Annotated in this window: 19 protein-coding genes and 1 riboswitch; of the genes, 11 read left to right on the forward strand and 8 right to left on the reverse strand. The window is 46.6% G+C overall.

Going from position 1 to position 17,285, the window contains the following annotated elements; all coding sequences use genetic code 11:
* Positions 1–149: 149 nt before the first annotated feature.
* Both rsoA and KY305_RS01110 read right to left on the reverse strand, forming a co-directional pair.
* Positions 150–386: a sigma-O factor regulator RsoA gene (gene rsoA / locus KY305_RS01105; protein WP_223060987.1), complete on the reverse strand. Its 237-nt coding sequence runs from the start codon at positions 384–386 to the stop codon at positions 150–152.
* Positions 383–919, reverse strand: coding sequence for a sigma-70 family RNA polymerase sigma factor (locus KY305_RS01110; protein ID WP_214803671.1), 537 nt, complete (start codon positions 917–919; stop codon positions 383–385). The genes rsoA and KY305_RS01110 overlap by 4 nt, the downstream gene beginning before the upstream one ends.
* A 243-nt stretch (positions 920–1,162) precedes the next feature.
* Here KY305_RS01110 and KY305_RS01115 point away from each other — a divergent pair, with 243 nt between their 5' ends.
* The 3 genes from KY305_RS01115 (at position 1,163) to KY305_RS01125 (ending at position 3,087) form a co-directional block, all read left to right on the forward strand.
* Complete coding sequence (locus KY305_RS01115; RefSeq protein WP_064485277.1) at positions 1,163–1,318, forward strand: YvrJ family protein; 156 nt, start codon at positions 1,163–1,165, stop codon at positions 1,316–1,318.
* Between the two features lie 119 nt (positions 1,319–1,437).
* Complete coding sequence (locus KY305_RS01120) at positions 1,438–2,598, forward strand: oxalate decarboxylase family bicupin (RefSeq protein WP_223060988.1); 1,161 nt, start codon at positions 1,438–1,440, stop codon at positions 2,596–2,598.
* A gap of 66 nt (positions 2,599–2,664) precedes the next feature.
* Positions 2,665–3,087, forward strand: coding sequence for a regulatory YrvL family protein (locus KY305_RS01125; RefSeq protein WP_262417516.1), 423 nt, complete (start codon positions 2,665–2,667; stop codon positions 3,085–3,087).
* A gap of 34 nt (positions 3,088–3,121) precedes the next feature.
* Here the strand turns inward: KY305_RS01125 and KY305_RS01130 are convergent, their stop codons facing one another.
* The 3 genes from KY305_RS01130 to KY305_RS01140 are packed head-to-tail and all read right to left on the reverse strand — an operon-like array spanning position 3,122 to position 5,985.
* Complete coding sequence (locus KY305_RS01130) at positions 3,122–3,925, reverse strand: ABC transporter ATP-binding protein (RefSeq protein WP_223060989.1); 804 nt, start codon at positions 3,923–3,925, stop codon at positions 3,122–3,124.
* Between the two features lie 18 nt (positions 3,926–3,943).
* On the reverse strand, positions 3,944–4,948 hold the full coding sequence (locus KY305_RS01135; RefSeq protein WP_223060990.1) for a FecCD family ABC transporter permease: 1,005 nt from the start codon (positions 4,946–4,948) through the stop codon (positions 3,944–3,946).
* Complete coding sequence (locus tag KY305_RS01140; protein ID WP_223061602.1) at positions 4,948–5,985, reverse strand: FecCD family ABC transporter permease; 1,038 nt, start codon at positions 5,983–5,985, stop codon at positions 4,948–4,950. Before KY305_RS01140 ends, KY305_RS01135 begins: the two co-directional genes overlap by 1 nt.
* A 240-nt stretch (positions 5,986–6,225) precedes the next feature.
* On the opposite strand from KY305_RS01140, the gene KY305_RS01145 reads away from it, so the two are divergent.
* Both KY305_RS01145 and KY305_RS01150 read left to right on the forward strand, forming a co-directional pair.
* Entirely contained in the window at positions 6,226–7,161 is a 936-nt protein-coding gene (locus KY305_RS01145; RefSeq protein ID WP_223060991.1) for an iron-hydroxamate ABC transporter substrate-binding protein, read from the forward strand.
* Positions 7,162–7,309: 148 nt separating this feature from the next.
* Positions 7,310–8,224, forward strand: coding sequence for a class I SAM-dependent methyltransferase (locus tag KY305_RS01150; protein ID WP_223060992.1), 915 nt, complete (start codon positions 7,310–7,312; stop codon positions 8,222–8,224).
* Positions 8,225–8,268: 44 nt separating this feature from the next.
* Here KY305_RS01150 and KY305_RS01155 read toward each other — a convergent pair whose 3' ends face one another.
* On the reverse strand, positions 8,269–9,681 hold the full coding sequence (locus KY305_RS01155; protein ID WP_223060993.1) for an amino acid permease: 1,413 nt from the start codon (positions 9,679–9,681) through the stop codon (positions 8,269–8,271).
* A 109-nt stretch (positions 9,682–9,790) separates the two neighbouring features.
* A riboswitch (Lysine riboswitch) is annotated at positions 9,791–9,971 on the reverse strand.
* Between the two features lie 117 nt (positions 9,972–10,088).
* Entirely contained in the window at positions 10,089–10,229 is a 141-nt protein-coding gene (gene sspJ / locus KY305_RS01160; RefSeq protein WP_061522295.1) for a small acid-soluble spore protein SspJ, read from the reverse strand.
* 183 nt (positions 10,230–10,412) lie between these two features.
* Here sspJ and KY305_RS01165 point away from each other — a divergent pair, with 183 nt between their 5' ends.
* Both KY305_RS01165 and KY305_RS01170 read left to right on the forward strand, forming a co-directional pair.
* Positions 10,413–10,895 carry a metal-dependent hydrolase gene (locus KY305_RS01165; RefSeq protein ID WP_223060994.1) on the forward strand — a complete coding sequence of 161 codons (483 nt, stop codon included), beginning with the start codon at positions 10,413–10,415 and terminating at the stop codon, positions 10,893–10,895.
* A gap of 52 nt (positions 10,896–10,947) precedes the next feature.
* Positions 10,948–12,804, forward strand: coding sequence for an LTA synthase family protein (locus KY305_RS01170; RefSeq protein ID WP_223060995.1), 1,857 nt, complete (start codon positions 10,948–10,950; stop codon positions 12,802–12,804).
* A gap of 32 nt (positions 12,805–12,836) precedes the next feature.
* Here the strand turns inward: KY305_RS01170 and KY305_RS01175 are convergent, their stop codons facing one another.
* Complete coding sequence (locus KY305_RS01175; RefSeq protein ID WP_223060996.1) at positions 12,837–13,763, reverse strand: substrate-binding domain-containing protein; 927 nt, start codon at positions 13,761–13,763, stop codon at positions 12,837–12,839.
* A 121-nt stretch (positions 13,764–13,884) separates the two neighbouring features.
* Here KY305_RS01175 and modA point away from each other — a divergent pair, with 121 nt between their 5' ends.
* From modA to KY305_RS01195, 4 genes are all read left to right on the forward strand, one after another.
* Positions 13,885–14,679 carry a molybdate ABC transporter substrate-binding protein gene (gene modA / locus KY305_RS01180; protein ID WP_223060997.1) on the forward strand — a complete coding sequence of 265 codons (795 nt, stop codon included), beginning with the start codon at positions 13,885–13,887 and terminating at the stop codon, positions 14,677–14,679.
* The gene (modB, locus tag KY305_RS01185) at positions 14,660–15,343 is read left to right on the forward strand and encodes a molybdate ABC transporter permease subunit (RefSeq protein ID WP_223060998.1); all 684 of its coding nucleotides are present in this window, start codon (positions 14,660–14,662) and stop codon (positions 15,341–15,343) included. Before modA ends, modB begins: the two co-directional genes overlap by 20 nt.
* 94 nt (positions 15,344–15,437) lie before the next feature.
* Positions 15,438–16,085 (forward strand): response regulator transcription factor, encoded by a 648-nt coding sequence (locus KY305_RS01190; RefSeq protein WP_223061603.1) that lies wholly within the window; start codon positions 15,438–15,440, stop codon positions 16,083–16,085.
* Positions 16,082–17,194, forward strand: coding sequence for a sensor histidine kinase (locus tag KY305_RS01195; RefSeq protein WP_223060999.1), 1,113 nt, complete (start codon positions 16,082–16,084; stop codon positions 17,192–17,194). The genes KY305_RS01190 and KY305_RS01195 overlap by 4 nt, the downstream gene beginning before the upstream one ends.
* Positions 17,195–17,285 lie beyond the last annotated feature (91 nt).

The following is a 17,285-nucleotide window of genomic DNA, read 5'->3' on the forward strand; positions in this document are numbered from 1 at the left end:
TTTTTTTCATCATATCATTATATGGATGAGATTTGGTACTTTTTTAGTGCGGAGGTAATGCGGGGCACAGAAAAGAAAAACGAGACCGGACAGCTGCTCTCGTTTTTCTCGTGTGTGATGGCGGAATATAGTTGAAGCCGCCGTTCGCCTCAGGAGCTTTCGTTAATAAAATGAAGAATAAATTCCCAAAATCCCGGTACTTCCTGGCATAACAGCATGTCCGCTTTCTCAAATATCTTGATCTTCAGTTCCTGTTCCAAATCCTCTCTTTCCTGGTAAGAAGTATTGCTCAGTTTTTTTTTTATCATTGGTGAAAAACGTGAAATGAGGTATTCCATTTCGTCAGTATCTGTTTTCTCTTTGTTGCAATCAAATGGCCCGTTCACTGCTTCTTTTCCCCCTTTTTTTGCTTGTCCAGCTGTTTTCTGAGATTGTCCAGCCCCTTTTTGTGAATATTGGAAATGTTTTGCCGCGATTCGCCTAACGACTCGGCAATCTCCTTCATTGTCGCCCCGTGAAGATAAATGTTCGTTAATACACTTTTTTGTTTATCTGTTAATGTTTGAAGCGCTTCGTACAAATCCCGATTTTGGACATGCTGGCTCAAATCTCCCTGCTGCCGCAAAAACTCTTCATACGCGTCTTTCCCCATTTCATAAGGAAGCGGCTCACCCCCTTCCGGCTGATCAACCGTCAGCGGATACCGCTTTTGGTTTTTGCGGATGCGCTTGTCAAAGTCGATGGAGAAAATCCGGATCATAGAGTTCATATATTTAATGATCCGGATTTCCTTATAAAACTGCTTAAAATTTTCGTCCAGTGATTTTGCATCCTTCTCATTTGAGTGTTCCATCACATTTTTGAACTGCTCGTAATGCTGCGGGTCGCTCAAAAAATGTTTGACAATAGGGTGTTTCATAATTTCCTTGCATTTTGACCGTAACAGAACTTGATAGTCCATAAAACCGCCTCCTAATTACATTAAATGAAAGAAAGCAAAAAAAAGTAAACTACTCCTTTCCGACTAAGGTGTCGTATCCCTTATGGCCCAGTTTTTTATCTGAGCAAAAAAAAGAACCGCTCCCGGCTTTCAGGTTTACGATATCCGTTCTTTCTTTCACTTATATATACGACTGCTGATCAAGTCAGGAGGTGGTTGGAAATGGATCAGGTTTTTATAGAAGAAGTTGTGAGACAAATCGGCAATCTCGGTTTCCCTGCACTTATTGCCATGTACCTTCTCACCCGGTTTGAGAAAAAGTTTGACCACTTGATCGAGCTGATGACGGAACTGAAAGACCAGAAGATGAAAAATTAATTTTCGAACGAAGTTGACTTTTCATCAGAACGCATCACTTAACTAAACAGAAGGGAAAACGAAAGGCCTTTCACATTCTCTTTCTGGCAAAAAACATAGTTTGAGAGGAGACGATTTACATGTCAAAAGAAAACAACTGCAATATCCCGCAGCCGATCAGAGGAGACAAAGGGGCTACAGTCACCATTCCCCGCAACCTTGAAAGGGACCGGCAAAACCCTGATATGCTGGTGCCGCCGGAAACAGATCACGGTACAGTCGACAACATGAAATTCTCTTTCTCAGATGTTCACAATCGGTTAGAAAAAGGCGGTTACGCCCGTGAGGTAACCGTTCGCGAGCTGCCGATCTCAAAAAACCTGGCTTCTGTCAACATGCGGTTGAAACCGGGCGCGATTCGCGAGCTTCACTGGCATAAGGAAGCGGAATGGGCTTATATGATTACAGGCAAAGCTCGGATTACTATTGTTGATGAACTGGGCCGCAGTTTCATTGATGATGTGAAGGAAGGGGATTTATGGTACTTCCCGTCAGGTCTGCCGCACTCCATTCAGGCGCTGAAAGAAGGCTGTGAATTCCTCCTGGTCTTTGATGACGGCTCATTCTCAGAAAACAGCACATTCCAAGTGACTGACTGGCTTGCCCATACGCCTTTGGATGTTATCGCGAATAACTTCGGGGTAACGGAGAAGGAGCTTGCCAATCTTCCGGCGAAAGAAAAATATATCTTTGAAGAACCTGTTCCGGGCTGCCTGAAGGATGACATTACAGAAGGGCCGAACGGCAAACCGCCTTACCCATTCACCTACCGTCTCCTCGATAAAGGGCCGACTGCGGAAACAGACGGCGGTAAAGTATATATCGCCGATTCTACAAACTTCAAAGTGTCAAAAACAATTGCTTCAGCGCTTGTTGTGGTAGAACCCGGCGCAATGAGAGAATTGCACTGGCATCCGAATACGCATGAATGGCAATATTATATTTCCGGCAAAGCGCGTATGACGGTGTTTGCTTCTGACGGGCATGCGAGAACCTTTAACTATCAGGCGGGCGATGTCGGTTACGTTCCATTCGCGATGGGCCACTATGTTGAGAACCTTGGAGATGAGCCGCTTGTTTTCTTAGAAATCTTTAAAGATGATCACTATGCCGATGTGTCACTGAACCAATGGCTTGCCATGCTTCCTGAGACATTCGTTCAGCAGCATCTTGATTTAGGCAAAGACTTTACGGATATCCTTTCAAAAGAAAAACATCCTGTTGTGAAAAAGAAAAAATAAAGACACAAATTGACTTGCAGAGGTTCGTCTCTGCAAGTTTCCTCTGTGTGAAAAGGAGCTGAACAGATGATCACTCAACACAACCCGAAAGAGTTTTTTCTTCAGGTGCTTCAATATGCGGCAGCAGCGGCAGCCGTATTTTTCGGTTATTTTATCGTAATGATGACAGTGTTTTCTTTAGCGGGGACGAGCTATGGGTCAATTGCGTACGTCCTGCTTTTTGCCGTGCTTTTTATTATTCTCGGATTATTCTTTGAACCGTTTGAACGGCTGATGATACATAGCTTCACTTTTTTTAAAACGGGCAGGCTGTCTTTTGTCCTTTCAGCCAGCACCGTTCAGCTGTTATTTCTCTGGATGACCGCCTATACGACAGATGAGCTGATTGGGAATGTTTGGCTGTCTACGACAGAAGAGCTGATCGTCGCCGCCGTATTTTTCGGTCTGGATAAATGTTTTTCCGGCCATAAAAACACACGGGCACACTAAAAAAAACGCAGGCCGGATGGCTGCGTTTTTTGCGTTACACCGTTACGCTTTCTTGCTGGATTAAATCGTAGGTTAAGCAAACGGGTTTGTTCGTGCGCGGGTCTTTGACGATTTGCGCGTCAATATGAAAGACCTCTTCCAAAATGCCGGGTGTCATGACTTCCTCCGCAGTCCCTTCCTTAATGACCCTCCCTTTTTTAAGCGCGATCATGTAATGGGAAAAACGTGCGGCATGGTTCAAATCATGAATAACCATCAAAATGGTGCGGCCCTGCTCTTTATTTAATTGATCCAGCAGCTGCAAAATTTCAAGCTGATGGGCAAGATCCAGATATGTCGTCGGTTCATCGAGAAGAAGCAGCTCTGTTTCTTGAGCAAGCGCCATGGCGATCCACACACGCTGCCGCTGCCCTCCTGAAAGCGCCTCGATCGGACGGTCATGAAAAGCGGCCATTCCCGTCTCCTCAAGGGCCCACTTGATCATATCGCGGTCTTTTTCACTCAGACGCCCCATTCCGGACTGATGCGGAAACCTGCCGTAGGAGACAAGTTCGTATACGGTCAGCCCGCTCGGCGCTTCAGGCGTCTGCGGAAGGATCGCCATTTCCTTCGCTATCTCCTTGGTAGACATTTGCATGATCGCCTGTCCGTTAAGATAGACGGCGCCGGATTTCGGACGCATGATTCTGGACATCGTTTTGAGAACCGTCGATTTTCCGCAGCCGTTAGGACCGATTAATGTTGTGATTTTTCCTTTAGGTATGGCGATTTGCAAATCTTTCACAATCAAACGGTCGCCATAGCCGACAGTGAGCTGTTCTGCCAATAATGAATTCATCGCGGCAGTCTCCCTCCTTTATTTCGTTTTCATCAGCAAGTAAATAAAATACGGCGCCCCGAGCACGGAAATCACCAAGCCGACCGGAACCTCCGACGGAGCGAGGACATTTCTCGCCAGCGTATCAGCCAGCAGAAATAAAAACGCGCCAATTAAAGCCGAAACAGGGATAAGCGTTTGGTGGCGCGGGCCTGTCAGCCTTCTTGCCAAATGCGGCGCAATCAAGCCTAGAAACGCGATCCCGCCAGCAGCAGCGACACATGAGGCAGCCAGCGCGACGGCAGCAATCAGCAAAATGCGCCGTTCCTTTTCAACCGCTGTTCCAAGCCCTGTTGCCAGTTGATCTCCAAGCTGGAGCACATTTAAATACCGGGCTTTATACAGGCTGAACGGCAGGAGAAACAAAAGCCACGGCAAAATGGACAGCACCATCTTCCAATTGGCGTTCCAAATCGAGCCGGAAATCCACACCAGCGCCTGCATGAAGTCCCGCGGCTCCATTTTCAGCTGAAAAATCAGCAATAGAGCGTTAAACCCCGCATTTACGCCAATCCCGACCAAAATGAGACGAACAGGCGAGACTCCTTTTTTCCAGGCCAGCACATATATAAGAAGCGCCGCGATAAAGGCTCCTGCCAACGCACTTACCGGCAGCAGCCACGTGCTGAACATGCTCAAATCAGCAGCAGTCCCCTTGAAAAAGAAAATAAAAAGGACAACGGACAGAGAAGCCCCGGCATTAATGCCGAGAATGCCCGGCTCTGCCAAATCATTTTGGGAAACGCTTTGCAAAATCGCGCCCGATACCGCAATTCCGGCGCCGACCAATAAGGACAGCACCATGCGCGGCAATCTGAATTCAAATAAAACAAGCTGGTCACGGGCGTCTCCCTGTCCGAAAAAGACACGAAGCGTTTCTAAAGGAGCGATGCGGATGACACCCATGTTGAGGCTGATAAAAAAGACGATTAATATAAGAAGAAACGTAACGGCCATGACGGCCAGCGGTTTTTTCGTTTTCATTACAGCCCTCTCCTTTCCCTGCGCGCCAAATAAAAGAAAAAGGGAACGCCGATGAGGGCGGTCAAAGCGCCGACCGGTGTTTCAAACGGCGCATTCACGAGTCTTGCGGCAATATCACTGAATACAAGCAGTACAGCGCCGAAAACCGCTGAACAAGGGATAATCCACCTGTAATCAACACCGACCAAAAAACGGGTGATATGCGGAATGACCAGGCCGATAAAGGAAATGGCTCCGGCGACTGAGACAGAAACGCCCGTTAACAGGACAACGACAAGCATTCCGATCACTTTCACAAGCGCTGTATATTGCCCGAGCCCCTTGGCCAGCTCTTCCCCTAAACTAAGCACCGTCACTGAGCGCGCAATAAGAAATGCGAGCACCAATCCGATGGCCCCGACAACTAAAAGCAGCTGAACGCCCTGCCATTTCACGGATGCGACTCCGCCTGCATACCAAAACTTCACATCTTGGGCGACATCGAAACGGATCGCAATCGCACTTGACAGCCCCGTTAAAAAGTAACTGACGGCCGTACCGGCCAGCGCAAGCTTCACCGGTGTCAGCCCGCCTTTGGAAAACATACCGATGCCAAAAACCGCAAGAGCCCCGATCCCCGCTCCGGCAAAAGACCATAATACAAGCCCTGCGGCGGACAATGCCGGAACAAAAGCAAACGCCAAAGCGATCGCAAACCCTGACCCTGATGTCACTCCCATAATGGAAGGCTCCGCCAGCGGGTTCCGCGTCAGTCCCTGCATAATAGCCCCGGACACAGCTAAAAAAGCCCCGACGAGCGCGGCGGCAGCGGTTCTCGGCAGCCTGAGATCACGTATGATCTGGTGGGATGTATTTTGCGGCTGAAAGTGAAAGAGAGCATCCCACACCGTTCGAAGATGAATATCAGCAGCCCCGACAGAAACGGAAAGAGCTCCGCCGATCAGTAAGACGGCGATACCCGCACAAAGCAAAATGACCGCTCTGAAGGAACGCGCCGTCCACTGAATTTCGCTCCCTGAAGCACCTTGAGCCGTCATTGTCTGTTTCTTTTTCAATAGACCCAACACTCGTTCTTCCTTTCTCAACGACTATAGTGATAATGATTATCAATAACTTTTCTCAGTATAGCATCTTTATCTTCCCTTGTAATAGACTAAAATCATATAAAAAAGAAAGATTTCATAAAAAATAGCGTGCTTCTCTGAAACGCCAATGATATAATCACACTGATAATGATTCTCTTTATCACCCATAATCTATGAAAGAAGGAATGTCAGATGTTCCATACATACAAGAAGATCGGCGCCGCCCTCATTGCCGTGCTGCTCATCACCGCTTTGGCCGCTTGCGGAAATTCATCAGACACGAAAGGTTCTTCTAAAAAAGAAGAAACCGTCACATATAAAGCCGAAAACGGCAATATCAAAATACCGAAGCACCCGAAACGAGTTGTCGTCATGGCTGACGGCTACTACGGCGACTTTAAACAGCTCGGCATCAACGTTGTCGGCGCACCGGAAAACGTATTTAAAAACCCTTACTACAAAGGAAAGACAAAAGGTGTTACAAATATCGGCGACGGCACCTCCGTTGAAAAAATCATTGACTTAAAGCCGGATTTGATCGTCGTCTGGACGACACAGGGCGCAGATATAGAAAAGCTTGAAAAAATCGCGCCGACGGTCGCCATCAAATATGACAAACTGAACAACATTGACCAGTTCAAAGAATTTGCGAAAATGACAGGCACAGAAGATAAAGCCGGCAAATGGCTAGCCGAGTGGGATAAAAAAACCGCAGCCGCTAAAACAAAGGTTCAAAAAGCGGTCGGCTCGAAAACCATCTCCATTATGCAGACAAACGGCAAAGATATTTACGTATTCGGCAAAGACTTCGGCCGGGGCGGAAGCATCATTTACGACAAACTGGGACTCAAGGCTACAAAGCTGACAAAAGAAAAAGCCATTAATCAAGGACCTGGCTATGCCAGCATTTCACTTGAAAAACTGCCTGACTTCGCCGGAGACTACATCTTTATGGGACCGTGGCAGGCAGGCGGCGACACAGGCGTGCTCGACAGTCCGATTTGGAAAAACCTCGATGCCGTGAAACAAAAGCATGTGTACCATATTGACCCGATCGGCTTCTATTTCTCTGATCCGATCTCGCTTGAAGGCCAGCTTGACTACATTACGAAAAGTTTAACGAAGTAACCGGGGAGCCGCTAAAACAGCGGCTCTTTCTGCAAATATCTTGACAAAAAAATTTATTTATGCTAAAATTTACATTTTCGGTTCAACGTGTATAATAAGATTCTCCCGGCCGGGGGAATCTTATTTTTTTATATGGGGGATGAATGGCATGAAGCAAAATGAGTCGAGTATAACTTCGTTAATATCAGCGTTTGGCCGGGCCTATCACAGTCAATACGATAGTCCCAAAATTTTTGACGACTTTATCGCACAGGATCTCATTTCCCAAAAAGAGTTTTCAGACATCAAAGACAATATGATTCAAGGTATACCGTTTTTCAGTAAAGATATAGCTCAACGGTTTCAGGATGATCCGGAAGAAATGCTGAAATGGATTACACAAGTCCAGCTTTCTCCAACACCCTTAGCACGTGCCGCGTATTGCGAAAAAGTATTGCTTAACGAAGTGATGCTGGGAGCAGAGCAGTATGTCATACTCGGAGCCGGGTTAGACACGTTTTGCTTTCGGCATCCGGAATTAAAACATTGCTTAGATATATTTGAACTTGATTACCCGACTTCACAGGAAAGTAAAATAAAAAGGCTGGAAGATGCTAATTTTCAAATTCCGAGCCATCTTCATTTTGTTCCGACAGACTTCACCGATCCGTTTTCTTTTCAGCATCTAATTGATCATGGATTCGGCTGTAAAAAAACCTTTTTCAGCTTTTTGGGTGTTTCTTATTATGTAACGAAAAAGGACATTTCCCGCTTAATCAATCACCTATTTGCCCAAGTCCCGGCAGGAAGTTCTATCGTTTTTGATTATGCGGACGAAAAACTCTTTGAAGAAAAAGGGATGTCTGACAAGGTTGAACATATGATACAAATGGCGGCAGCGGGCGGAGAACCAATGAAGACGTGTTTTACGTATGATGAAATGGAGAAATTATTAGAAGCAGCGGGTTTACTCATTTATGAACATTTATCACCAGCTGCGATCCATGACCTTTTCTTTCGCAATCGCACGGATTATTTGTCTGCATTTGAAACGATTCATTATATTCACGCTGTGAAAAAATAAGCTTACACAAAAAAGACACCTCACATCTGTGAAGTGTCTTTTTTTCATACCGTCTGTTTGCCCTTGATAAATTTCTTTGACACAAACGGATATATGATCAACCCGACGAAAAACAGCCCGATGCCGAGAATAAAGGTCGTTAAATCGGCCGTTCCTGTGATAATGACGTATACAGAATACAGGCAGGCGAGGATGGCGATAATGCCGTCCCTCACTCTTGAGCCCTTCAGCTGATCATACGTCTCGCCTTTCCATATGAGCTTCAGGCTGTAGATGGCCGACACAAGATATGGAATCAAATACGCGAGCGTCGCCGCCGTCGTCAAAAATGTAAACGCGTCACTAATCGTCCGGGAAATGACCGAAAAGATAAAGATTTGAGACATCACGTTCGTCACGATAAGCGCAACAACCGGACTGCCCTGTTTATTCGTTTTCGCAAAAACAGCGGGAAAGTCGCCTGATTTCGCCGCTTGATACGGAACCTCGGAGCCAAGCAGAATCCATCCGAGCATCGTGCCGAACAAACAAAGGATGGCCAAAATCGCCATAATGATGCTCCCCGCGCTGCCGACAATCGCGTACAGCACGTCAACAAACGGTTTTTCAGAGCCGGCAAGCTTATCATGCGGAAGCACGCCCATCGTAATCAATGTGACGATGATATAGATGCTCAGCGCGATTAACAAGCCGGTAATGGTCGCGCGTTTGACGTCACGCTGTGAGCTCGCGCGGCCTGATAAAATAACGGCCGATTCAATTCCCACGAATGCCCATAATGTTGAAATCGCCGCATTGTGAATTTGGCCGCCGATCCCGTCCACTGTATGAGGAGCGCTTTGAACGGGAAAATAAAAATGATCAAAAAACGACGTTTGAAACACAAACAAACCTGCAATGATAAAAAAGATAAATCCTAACACTTTTGAGAACGTCGTGATGAAATTCAACTTACTCGCGCCGTTAATGCTGGAAATGAGAATCGTATGAGTGCCCCACAATAAAACCGTACATACGGCAAACGTCAAAAGCTGTCCGAGCGTGACTGTTTGGCTGCCGAGCGAAAACATAACGCGCTTATCCGTTAAGATCGGGAAAAACGATGTTAAATACCCGGCAAGGCTTGTGATGATCGCCACGTTGCTGATCCAGCTCGCTACCCAATATCCCCAGACCATTGTAAATCCGGCGGCGTTGCCTTTTTTCGGATCGTTAAACAGCGCCCTTGCATAGCTTTGCGGACCGGCCGTCAGCCCAGGCTTGCGGATCGATAAGTGCCCGAACACAAGCGCAATCATTAAAACGCCGGCTCCCGTTAAGAGCCATGCTGATGCAGCGCCGAGCGGACTCGCGATGGCTGCAAGCGAGCTCGGCAGCGAAAAAATGCCCGAACCAACCATATTTCCTACGACAAATGCCGTTAATAACCAAAAACCCCATTTTTTCGTCTGTTCCATTCCAGTACCTCCAGATTGTTCATTCGTAAGGACCAGACCCTGAGACCACATTTACGCACAAAAAAAAGCCTGAACAAAAGTCCATGCTTAAAGAAACACACACCCTTGATCTCCGGATAGCCCTCCGCGAAAAAGCACGCGGCAGTCCTGCACTTATTCAGATACAGTCCCAGCATAAAGAAGGAGCGGCTTTCTTTACACTTCGGCGCTGATGCCTTTAACACATGTTTTGCGGCCCCTGTCGGCCTGGCATGTGCGACTCATCATCAAGCGCAACCTCTACCTCACCGAGAAAGAGTGAGGATTTTTATCATTCAATTCTAATCAGAGGTTATCAGAGATAAAAAGATCTGTCAAAGGAATTAGATGGAAAACGGATAGAGCGTTTGCTCTATCCGATTGATGTGTCAGCGGTTGTTTTTTTTCTTTTGAACAGCTTCTTGAAGCGGATCGTCTTTAAGAGCTGCACCGGCATCGTCAAGCGCGCCTTGCATGATGTTTTTATCTTTATCGTTGTTTTTTCCTTTTTCTTTGTTAAAGAAAGCCATCAGTATCACCTCTTTATGAAAAATGGGTACACCTATAATGTGGCTTTTTCCGCAGCATAATATGCGAAAATTCGCGTCTCCTTCCTTTTGGCGGAAGAGGTAAAGTTTGTTGCTCAAACATGCATTCTCTTGATATATTTGTAATTCAGGGGATTTTGGCAAAAATAAAAAGGAGAAGCGAAAATGACAGGAAAAACACACATCATGGGAGGCATCGCTTCTTGTTCGGCAATCGCTTATTATTACGGATTTGATCCGGTCCTTATGACGGCATCAGGAGCCATAGGGGCGTTAATTCCCGATATATGCCACACGAAAAGCAAAATCGGCAGAACGCTGCCTTTACTGTCCAAAGTCGTGAGCACCGTATTCGGCCACAGAACCTTTACACACAGCCTGCTGTTTATGCTCATTATGTTTTTGATCACGGCAGCATACATTCCGAATGAAAGCGTTTCGGCAGGGCTGATGATCGGGATGGCGAGCCACCTGGTGCTGGACGCATGGACGGTTAATGGAATTAAACTGCTGTTTCCGTCAGCGATCCGCTTCCGGCTTCCTTTATACATGAGGACGGGAAGCTTTTCGGAACAGCTTGTGCTGGCCGGCTTAACGATTGTATCCTGCTATTATTTTTACGAACTGTTTCACGGCCGCATCTCATAAACGAAAGCGTTCGGGATCATGACCGGCGCTGCGAGGGTGAGGAGTCATACATATGAAAGAAACCTTCATAAGAAAACAATGGTTTTTATGCCTGTCGATTCTGTTTATGTGGATAAAAACCTATCTCGTCTATAAACTCGGCTTTGAATTGCAGATTAATTCCTTGCTGGAGGAATGTCTGCTTCTCATCAATCCGCTGAGCTTTATTCTGCCGCTGTTTGGGATCGGGCTTTTGCTGACAGAAAACAAACAGCGGATGTTTTTGCTCGCCGCCAATGTCATCTTGACGGGGATTTTGATCGCAAACACGGTTTTTTACGGGTTTTACATTGATTTTATTACCATTCCGGTTTTGTTTCAGGCCAGCAATATGGGCGATATGGGGAGCAGTGTCCAAGAGCTGTTTCACCCGCTTTATATCGCTTTGTTTATAGATATTGCACTTCTTTTTTATCTTGGGAAAAGGAACGCGTCCGTCAAAGAAAAAGCGGGCATCCGCACCGTCAAGACGTACGCCTGGGTTTCGGCCGGCCTGATTCTGTGCAATCTTGCGCTCTCGGAAGCCGAGCAGCCGAAGCTGTTCACACATCCCTTTGACCGCGAAGCGCTTGTGAAAGGAATCGGATTGTTCCACTTTCATTTGTATGATACCGTTTCGCAAACCCTTTATGCCGGCGCAAAAGCGTTTGCTGACGAAGACAGTCTGGCAGCAGTTGCGAATTACACCCAAGCGGATTACAGCAAGCCGTCTGAAGCAAAGTTCGGGCTGGCAAAGGGGCGCAATGTAATCTTTGTCACGCTCGAATCAACGCAGAGTTTCGTCATGAATAAGCGGGTAAACGGACAGGAGATTACCCCGTTTATGAATAAACTGCGAAAAAAAAGTTTTGATTTCACCCATTTTTATCAGCAGACCGAGCAAGGAAAAACATCTGACTCAGAATTTATCGCCGCCAATTCGTTATATCCGTCTTCAAGCGGCGCCGTTTTTTTTACAAAAAGCGGCCATCAGTTCAATACGATGTACCATACATTAAAAGACCATGATTACTATTCCGCCGTGTTTCACGCCAACAATAAGGCCTTTTGGAACCGGGACGAGATGTATCAGACATTTGGAATTGACCGTTTTTTTGACGTGAATGAATTTAAGGTGACACCGGAAACGTCAACAGGCTGGGGATTAAAGGACAAAGAGTTTTTGGAGCAGTCCGCGGCAAAATTAAAAAAACTGCCTCAGCCCTTTTACAGCAATTTACTTACTTTAACCAACCACTTTCCGTTTGAAATCGGGGAACGGGATAAACTCATTGATGAATCTGACTCAAGCAGCGGCTTATTAAACCGCTATGTGACGACCGTCCGCTACGAGGATGAAGCCCTGAAGCACTTTTTCAAAAAGCTGAAAGAAGAAGGACTGTATGACAACGCGATGATCGTCCTGATGGGAGATCATTACGGCATCTCGGAAGCGCATAATAAAGGGCTCGCCGAGTTTTTAGGAAAAGAGGAGATCACTCCGTACGACACGGTTCAGCTTCAGCGCGTGCCGTTTATCATTCATATACCGGGAGTGACTGACCGCGCGCCCGAAACGATTTCTTCGGCGGGAGGTCAGGTTGATGTGAAGCCGACCTTATTGCACCTTCTCGGTATTGAAACGAAAGGCAGCATTCAGTTCGGCAATGATCTGTTTTCTAAAGAAAGAGCGCCGTTCGCCGTTTTGAGAAACGGCAGCTTTATCACGAAGGATCATGTTTATACGAAAAACACGTGTTACCGCCGCAAAACAGGCGAACCCCTCCCTGAAGACCGTGCGTGCAGGCATGATAAAGAGAAAGCGGAGCAGGAGCTTATGCTTTCAGATAAAGTATTGAACGGCGACTTGCTTCGGTTTTACAAACAATAAAAAAATCCCTCCGTTTCCAAAGGGGGGATTTTTTAAGTTTCGTATAAGAGACGTCCTGTCATTTTCGTATCATACCCGGCTAATTGGGACAGCTGAGACCGGAATTCCGCTGAATGAAGAATGTCCTTTACGCTTTGAACGAGCTCCCGGTTTTGCTTCAATACGACTATATCGTACTGCTCCCTGATGATCGGGATAAAATCCGTTCCGGCCATATGCGCTGCATGCTGCGCGCCGACGCCCGCATCCGCCTTCCCGCTTGAAACTTGAGACGCCGCGGATAAATGATCCGTCACAATATCGTTGTAGCCGGCGATTTCAGACCGCTTCATGCCGAGTAAGCTGAGCTGTTCATCTAGCAGCACTCTTGCGCCTGACCCTTTTTCACGATTGACGATGCGGATATCCTTTCTGTTCAAATCTTTGAAGCTTTGAATGTTCAGAGGATTTCCTTTTTTTACATATAATCCGGCCTGCCGAAGCACGACGTGAAAGAGCACAAACGGCTCTCCCGTCAGGATGCGCTTCACGTACGGAATGTTGTACTGCCCCGTCTCGCCGTCGTATAAATGCAGACTGACGATGTCGCACGCTCCCCGGTACATTTCAATCAGGCTGTTTAAGCTGCCGCTGTATTTGCGGAGCGGTGCCGCCTGTATCTTTTGCTCCAGCTGCTTGCTGAGCAGGTCCATAGAAACATCCTGTCCGCTGATGATAACAGACTGCCTTTCTTCCGGCTCCGGCCTGACGGACATGTCTGATGCCTCCTTCACCGGTGTCTTTGCAGTCGTTCTCATATTCGTTTTATATTGTTTTAAGTCCTCTTCATCGACTCTCATCTGCCTTCCGACCCTGTATGCCGGAATGAGTCCTTTTTTTATCAGATCATATACAGTAAGCTTTGAGACCTTCAACAGGCCCGCAACTTCTTCTATCGTATAGGAAGTGGCTTCGCTCATATTATCACGCTCCGCTTTTATTATAACTGTTCATATGTTGAAAAAAAACAGCACCTTTTCGTACAATTACGTTATAATTAGTTTGATCTAATGATATTTAACTATAAGGGGTGCAATCATCTTGAAAAAGAAAGCAACAATCTTAACAACTGCGGCCATGACTGTTTTCTTAGCGACTGCGGGGTGCTCCTCCGGACAATCCTCCAAAGGCGGAGAAAACGAAAAAGTAACGCTTACCGTTTCTGCGGCAGCCAGCGCTCAGGATGCGCTTGAAGAAATTCAATCCAACTACGAAAAATCCCATTCAAACGTAACCATCCAAGACAACTTCGGATCATCCGGGACATTACAAAAACAAATTTCACAGGGCGCCGGAGCGGATTTATTTTTCTCAGCCGCCGAAGATAAATTTGATACGCTTGTCAATGACGGAGATATAGACAAAAAAGACAGCACGGATCTTTTGAAAAATGAACTTGTACTCGTTGTGCCTGAGAAAAACAGCGCACACATTAACCATTTAAATGACCTGAAAAAAGACAGCACAGAAAAAATCGCGCTCGGCACACCTGAATCGGTGCCTGCCGGCCAATACGCGAAGCAGTCACTAACGAAACTGTCATTATGGGATAAAGTAAAAAGCAAAGTCGTCTATGCAAAAGACGTCCGCCAAGTGCTTTCCTATGTCGAGACCGGAAATGTCGATGCCGGGCTTGTGTATAAAACAGACGCGCTCATTTCAAAGAAAGTGAAGATTACCGATGAAGCGCCTGCGAAAACACACGATCCGATTGTTTATCCGCTTGGAATCGTAAAGGATACGAAGCACCGGAAAGATGCAGAGGCATTTTATAAATATCTGCAATCAAAGGAAGCAATGAAAGTGTTTAAGAAATATGGATTTACCGCTAAGTAACATGACGGCTTCGGAGTTTTTCACCCCTGTCGTCCTTTCTTTTGAGGTGGCTGCGGCTGCGGGCATCGCCGTCATCATTCTCGGGACGCTTGCCGGCGCCTGGATGGCCAAAGCCCGTTTTTTCGGAAAAACGGCTGTGGAAACCCTTTTTATGCTTCCGCTCGTTCTTCCTCCGACCGTTGTCGGTTTTATACTGATTATTATTTTCGGAAAGCACAGCTTTTTCGGCCGGGCGATTGAATGGATCTTTCACCAGCCCGTCATCTTCACATGGTGGGCCGCCGTGATCGCGTCGGCCATCGTTGCCTTTCCGCTCATGTATCAATCAGCCAAAACGGGTTTCGCCGCGATAGACCCCGACATCGAAGGGGCGGCGAGAGTAGACGGAGCCGGAAGCTGGAGGGTTTTTACCCATATTTCTGTTCCGCTTGCCTTTCCGTCGTTACTGACAGGAAGCATTCTCAGTCTCGCAAGGGCGCTCGGCGAATTCGGGGCAACGTTAATGTTTGCCGGGAACATTCCGGGCGTCACCCAAACTCTGCCGACCGCCATTTATGTCGCGATGGATTCCGGCAACGAAACGCTCGCTTGGATTTGGGTGATTTGCATTATCATCATTTCTTTTTTCATGCTGTTTTTCATTCAGTTGAAAAAACCAGTGTAACCAGCATCGCCTCTCCGTAAAGTTTTACGGGAGGCTTTTTATTTTAAAATCGGGTTGGTATATAATGAAACAAAAACAGATAAAGGATGCGGCCATGAAGATTAACGTCATTATCGCGGATGATAATTCTTTCATCAGAGAAGGAATGAAAATCATTTTACACACATATGAAGAATTTACAGTATCAGCAACACTGGAAAACGGGCTGGAGGCTGCTGACTATTGCAAAAACAATCCCGTCGATATCGCCTTATTGGACGTCCGCATGCCGGTGATGAACGGCGTCGAAGCCGCAAAACGGATTGCGGAGGAAACGAATACAAAACCGCTTATCCTGACGACATTTGATGACGATGAATATATTTTAGAAGCAATCAAAAGCGGCGCAAAAGGATACTTATTAAAAAATACCGAGCCGGAACGGATTCGCGACGCGATGAAAAGCGTCTACAACGGGCACAGCATTCTTCAGGATACCGTATTGAATAAAATTAAAGACAGCCTGCTCCGGCCTGCGGAAACGGCGCATCAAATTGATGAGAGCTTATTTACCGAAAGAGAGCTCAGCATCATGTCGCTTATCGCAAAAGGAATGTCAAACCGGGAAATTTCAAAGCAGCTTTTCATTTCAGAAGGAACGACGGCCAACTACATTTCTTCTATTTTAGGAAAAACGGGGCTTGAGCACAGAACTCAAATCGCGATTTATTATATTACCGGGAAGGTGGATAACGGGCTTTGAACAGTACTGATTTCTGGATGCTGATGACAAAGCTGATCGTCATCTTCTATACGGCCTTTTTGTTCGTATCGGGAGACCGCCTTTACACGCCGTACGCCGTTTTGTTTCTGCTGCTTTACCTTTGCATGGCCATCGCCATTTGCTTGATAAAACCCCGTGCTTGGAGGCGCGGCATTGTCCTTTTGGCATTGGTATTTACCGCCGGGCTTTCGATGCGGGCCCATCCTGCGTTTTTGTTTCTGCTCCCGCCCGTCATTTTCGATGTCCTGTCCGAATATTCTTTCCGCCGCTATTTTTTTTGCTTATTCGTATTCGTTCCGGTTTTATTTGTGCCGTTCAGCGATCTTCCCTCCTATGCCGCCATTACGCTGTTTTGCCTGGCGATATATGTACTGGCTCAGCAATCAGGCACACGCCTGAAAAAATACGAAGAGCAGTCAGACAACATGCGGTCGAGCATAGAAAAGCTGACGAAACGGCTGAATAACAGCACGGAATACATCAAGCAATCGGAATACACCGGCAAACTTGAGGAAAGAAACAGATTATCACAAGCCATCCATGACCAGATCGGCCATTCCATGACAGGTGCGCTCATTCAAATGGAAGCGGCGAAACGAATGCTGGACACCCATCCGGAAAAGGCGGCCGAATTGCTGCAAAACGCCATTCACATTTCCAAGGAAGGCATTGAAGATATCCGCATTACGCTGAAAAATATGAAGCCGCCCGCTGAACAAATGGGCATTCACAGGCTGAGAACATTTATAGACGAATTTTCTGCCAAGCATGGGATGTCCATTCCGTTTACGCATACGGGCGATTTAGACAGACTGTCGCAAATTCAATGGAAAGTGATTCAAGAAAACGTGACCGAAGCGCTGACCAATACGTTGAAATATGCCGGAGCTTCGCAGATTTTCATTGATATTCATGTGCTGAACAAAGCGGTAAAAGCTGAGGTTAAGGATAACGGGAGCGGCGCCGTCCAATTTAAAAAAGGCCTCGGCATGCTCGGGATGGAGGAGCGCGCCGCCGCCTTAAACGGCACCGTCATTTTTAACGGAACGAACGGGTTTTCCGTGACGACCCTGCTGCCGATTGAATAAATGAAGGTTTTCATGTGAAAAATATGAAGATTCTCATGTCAAAGGAATGAACTGCTGCACTAACGGCCGTTCATTCTTTTTTTTATAATAA

Source organism: Bacillus sp. YC2 (assembly GCF_019891195.1).
Lineage (GTDB): Bacteria > Bacillota > Bacilli > Bacillales > Bacillaceae > Bacillus.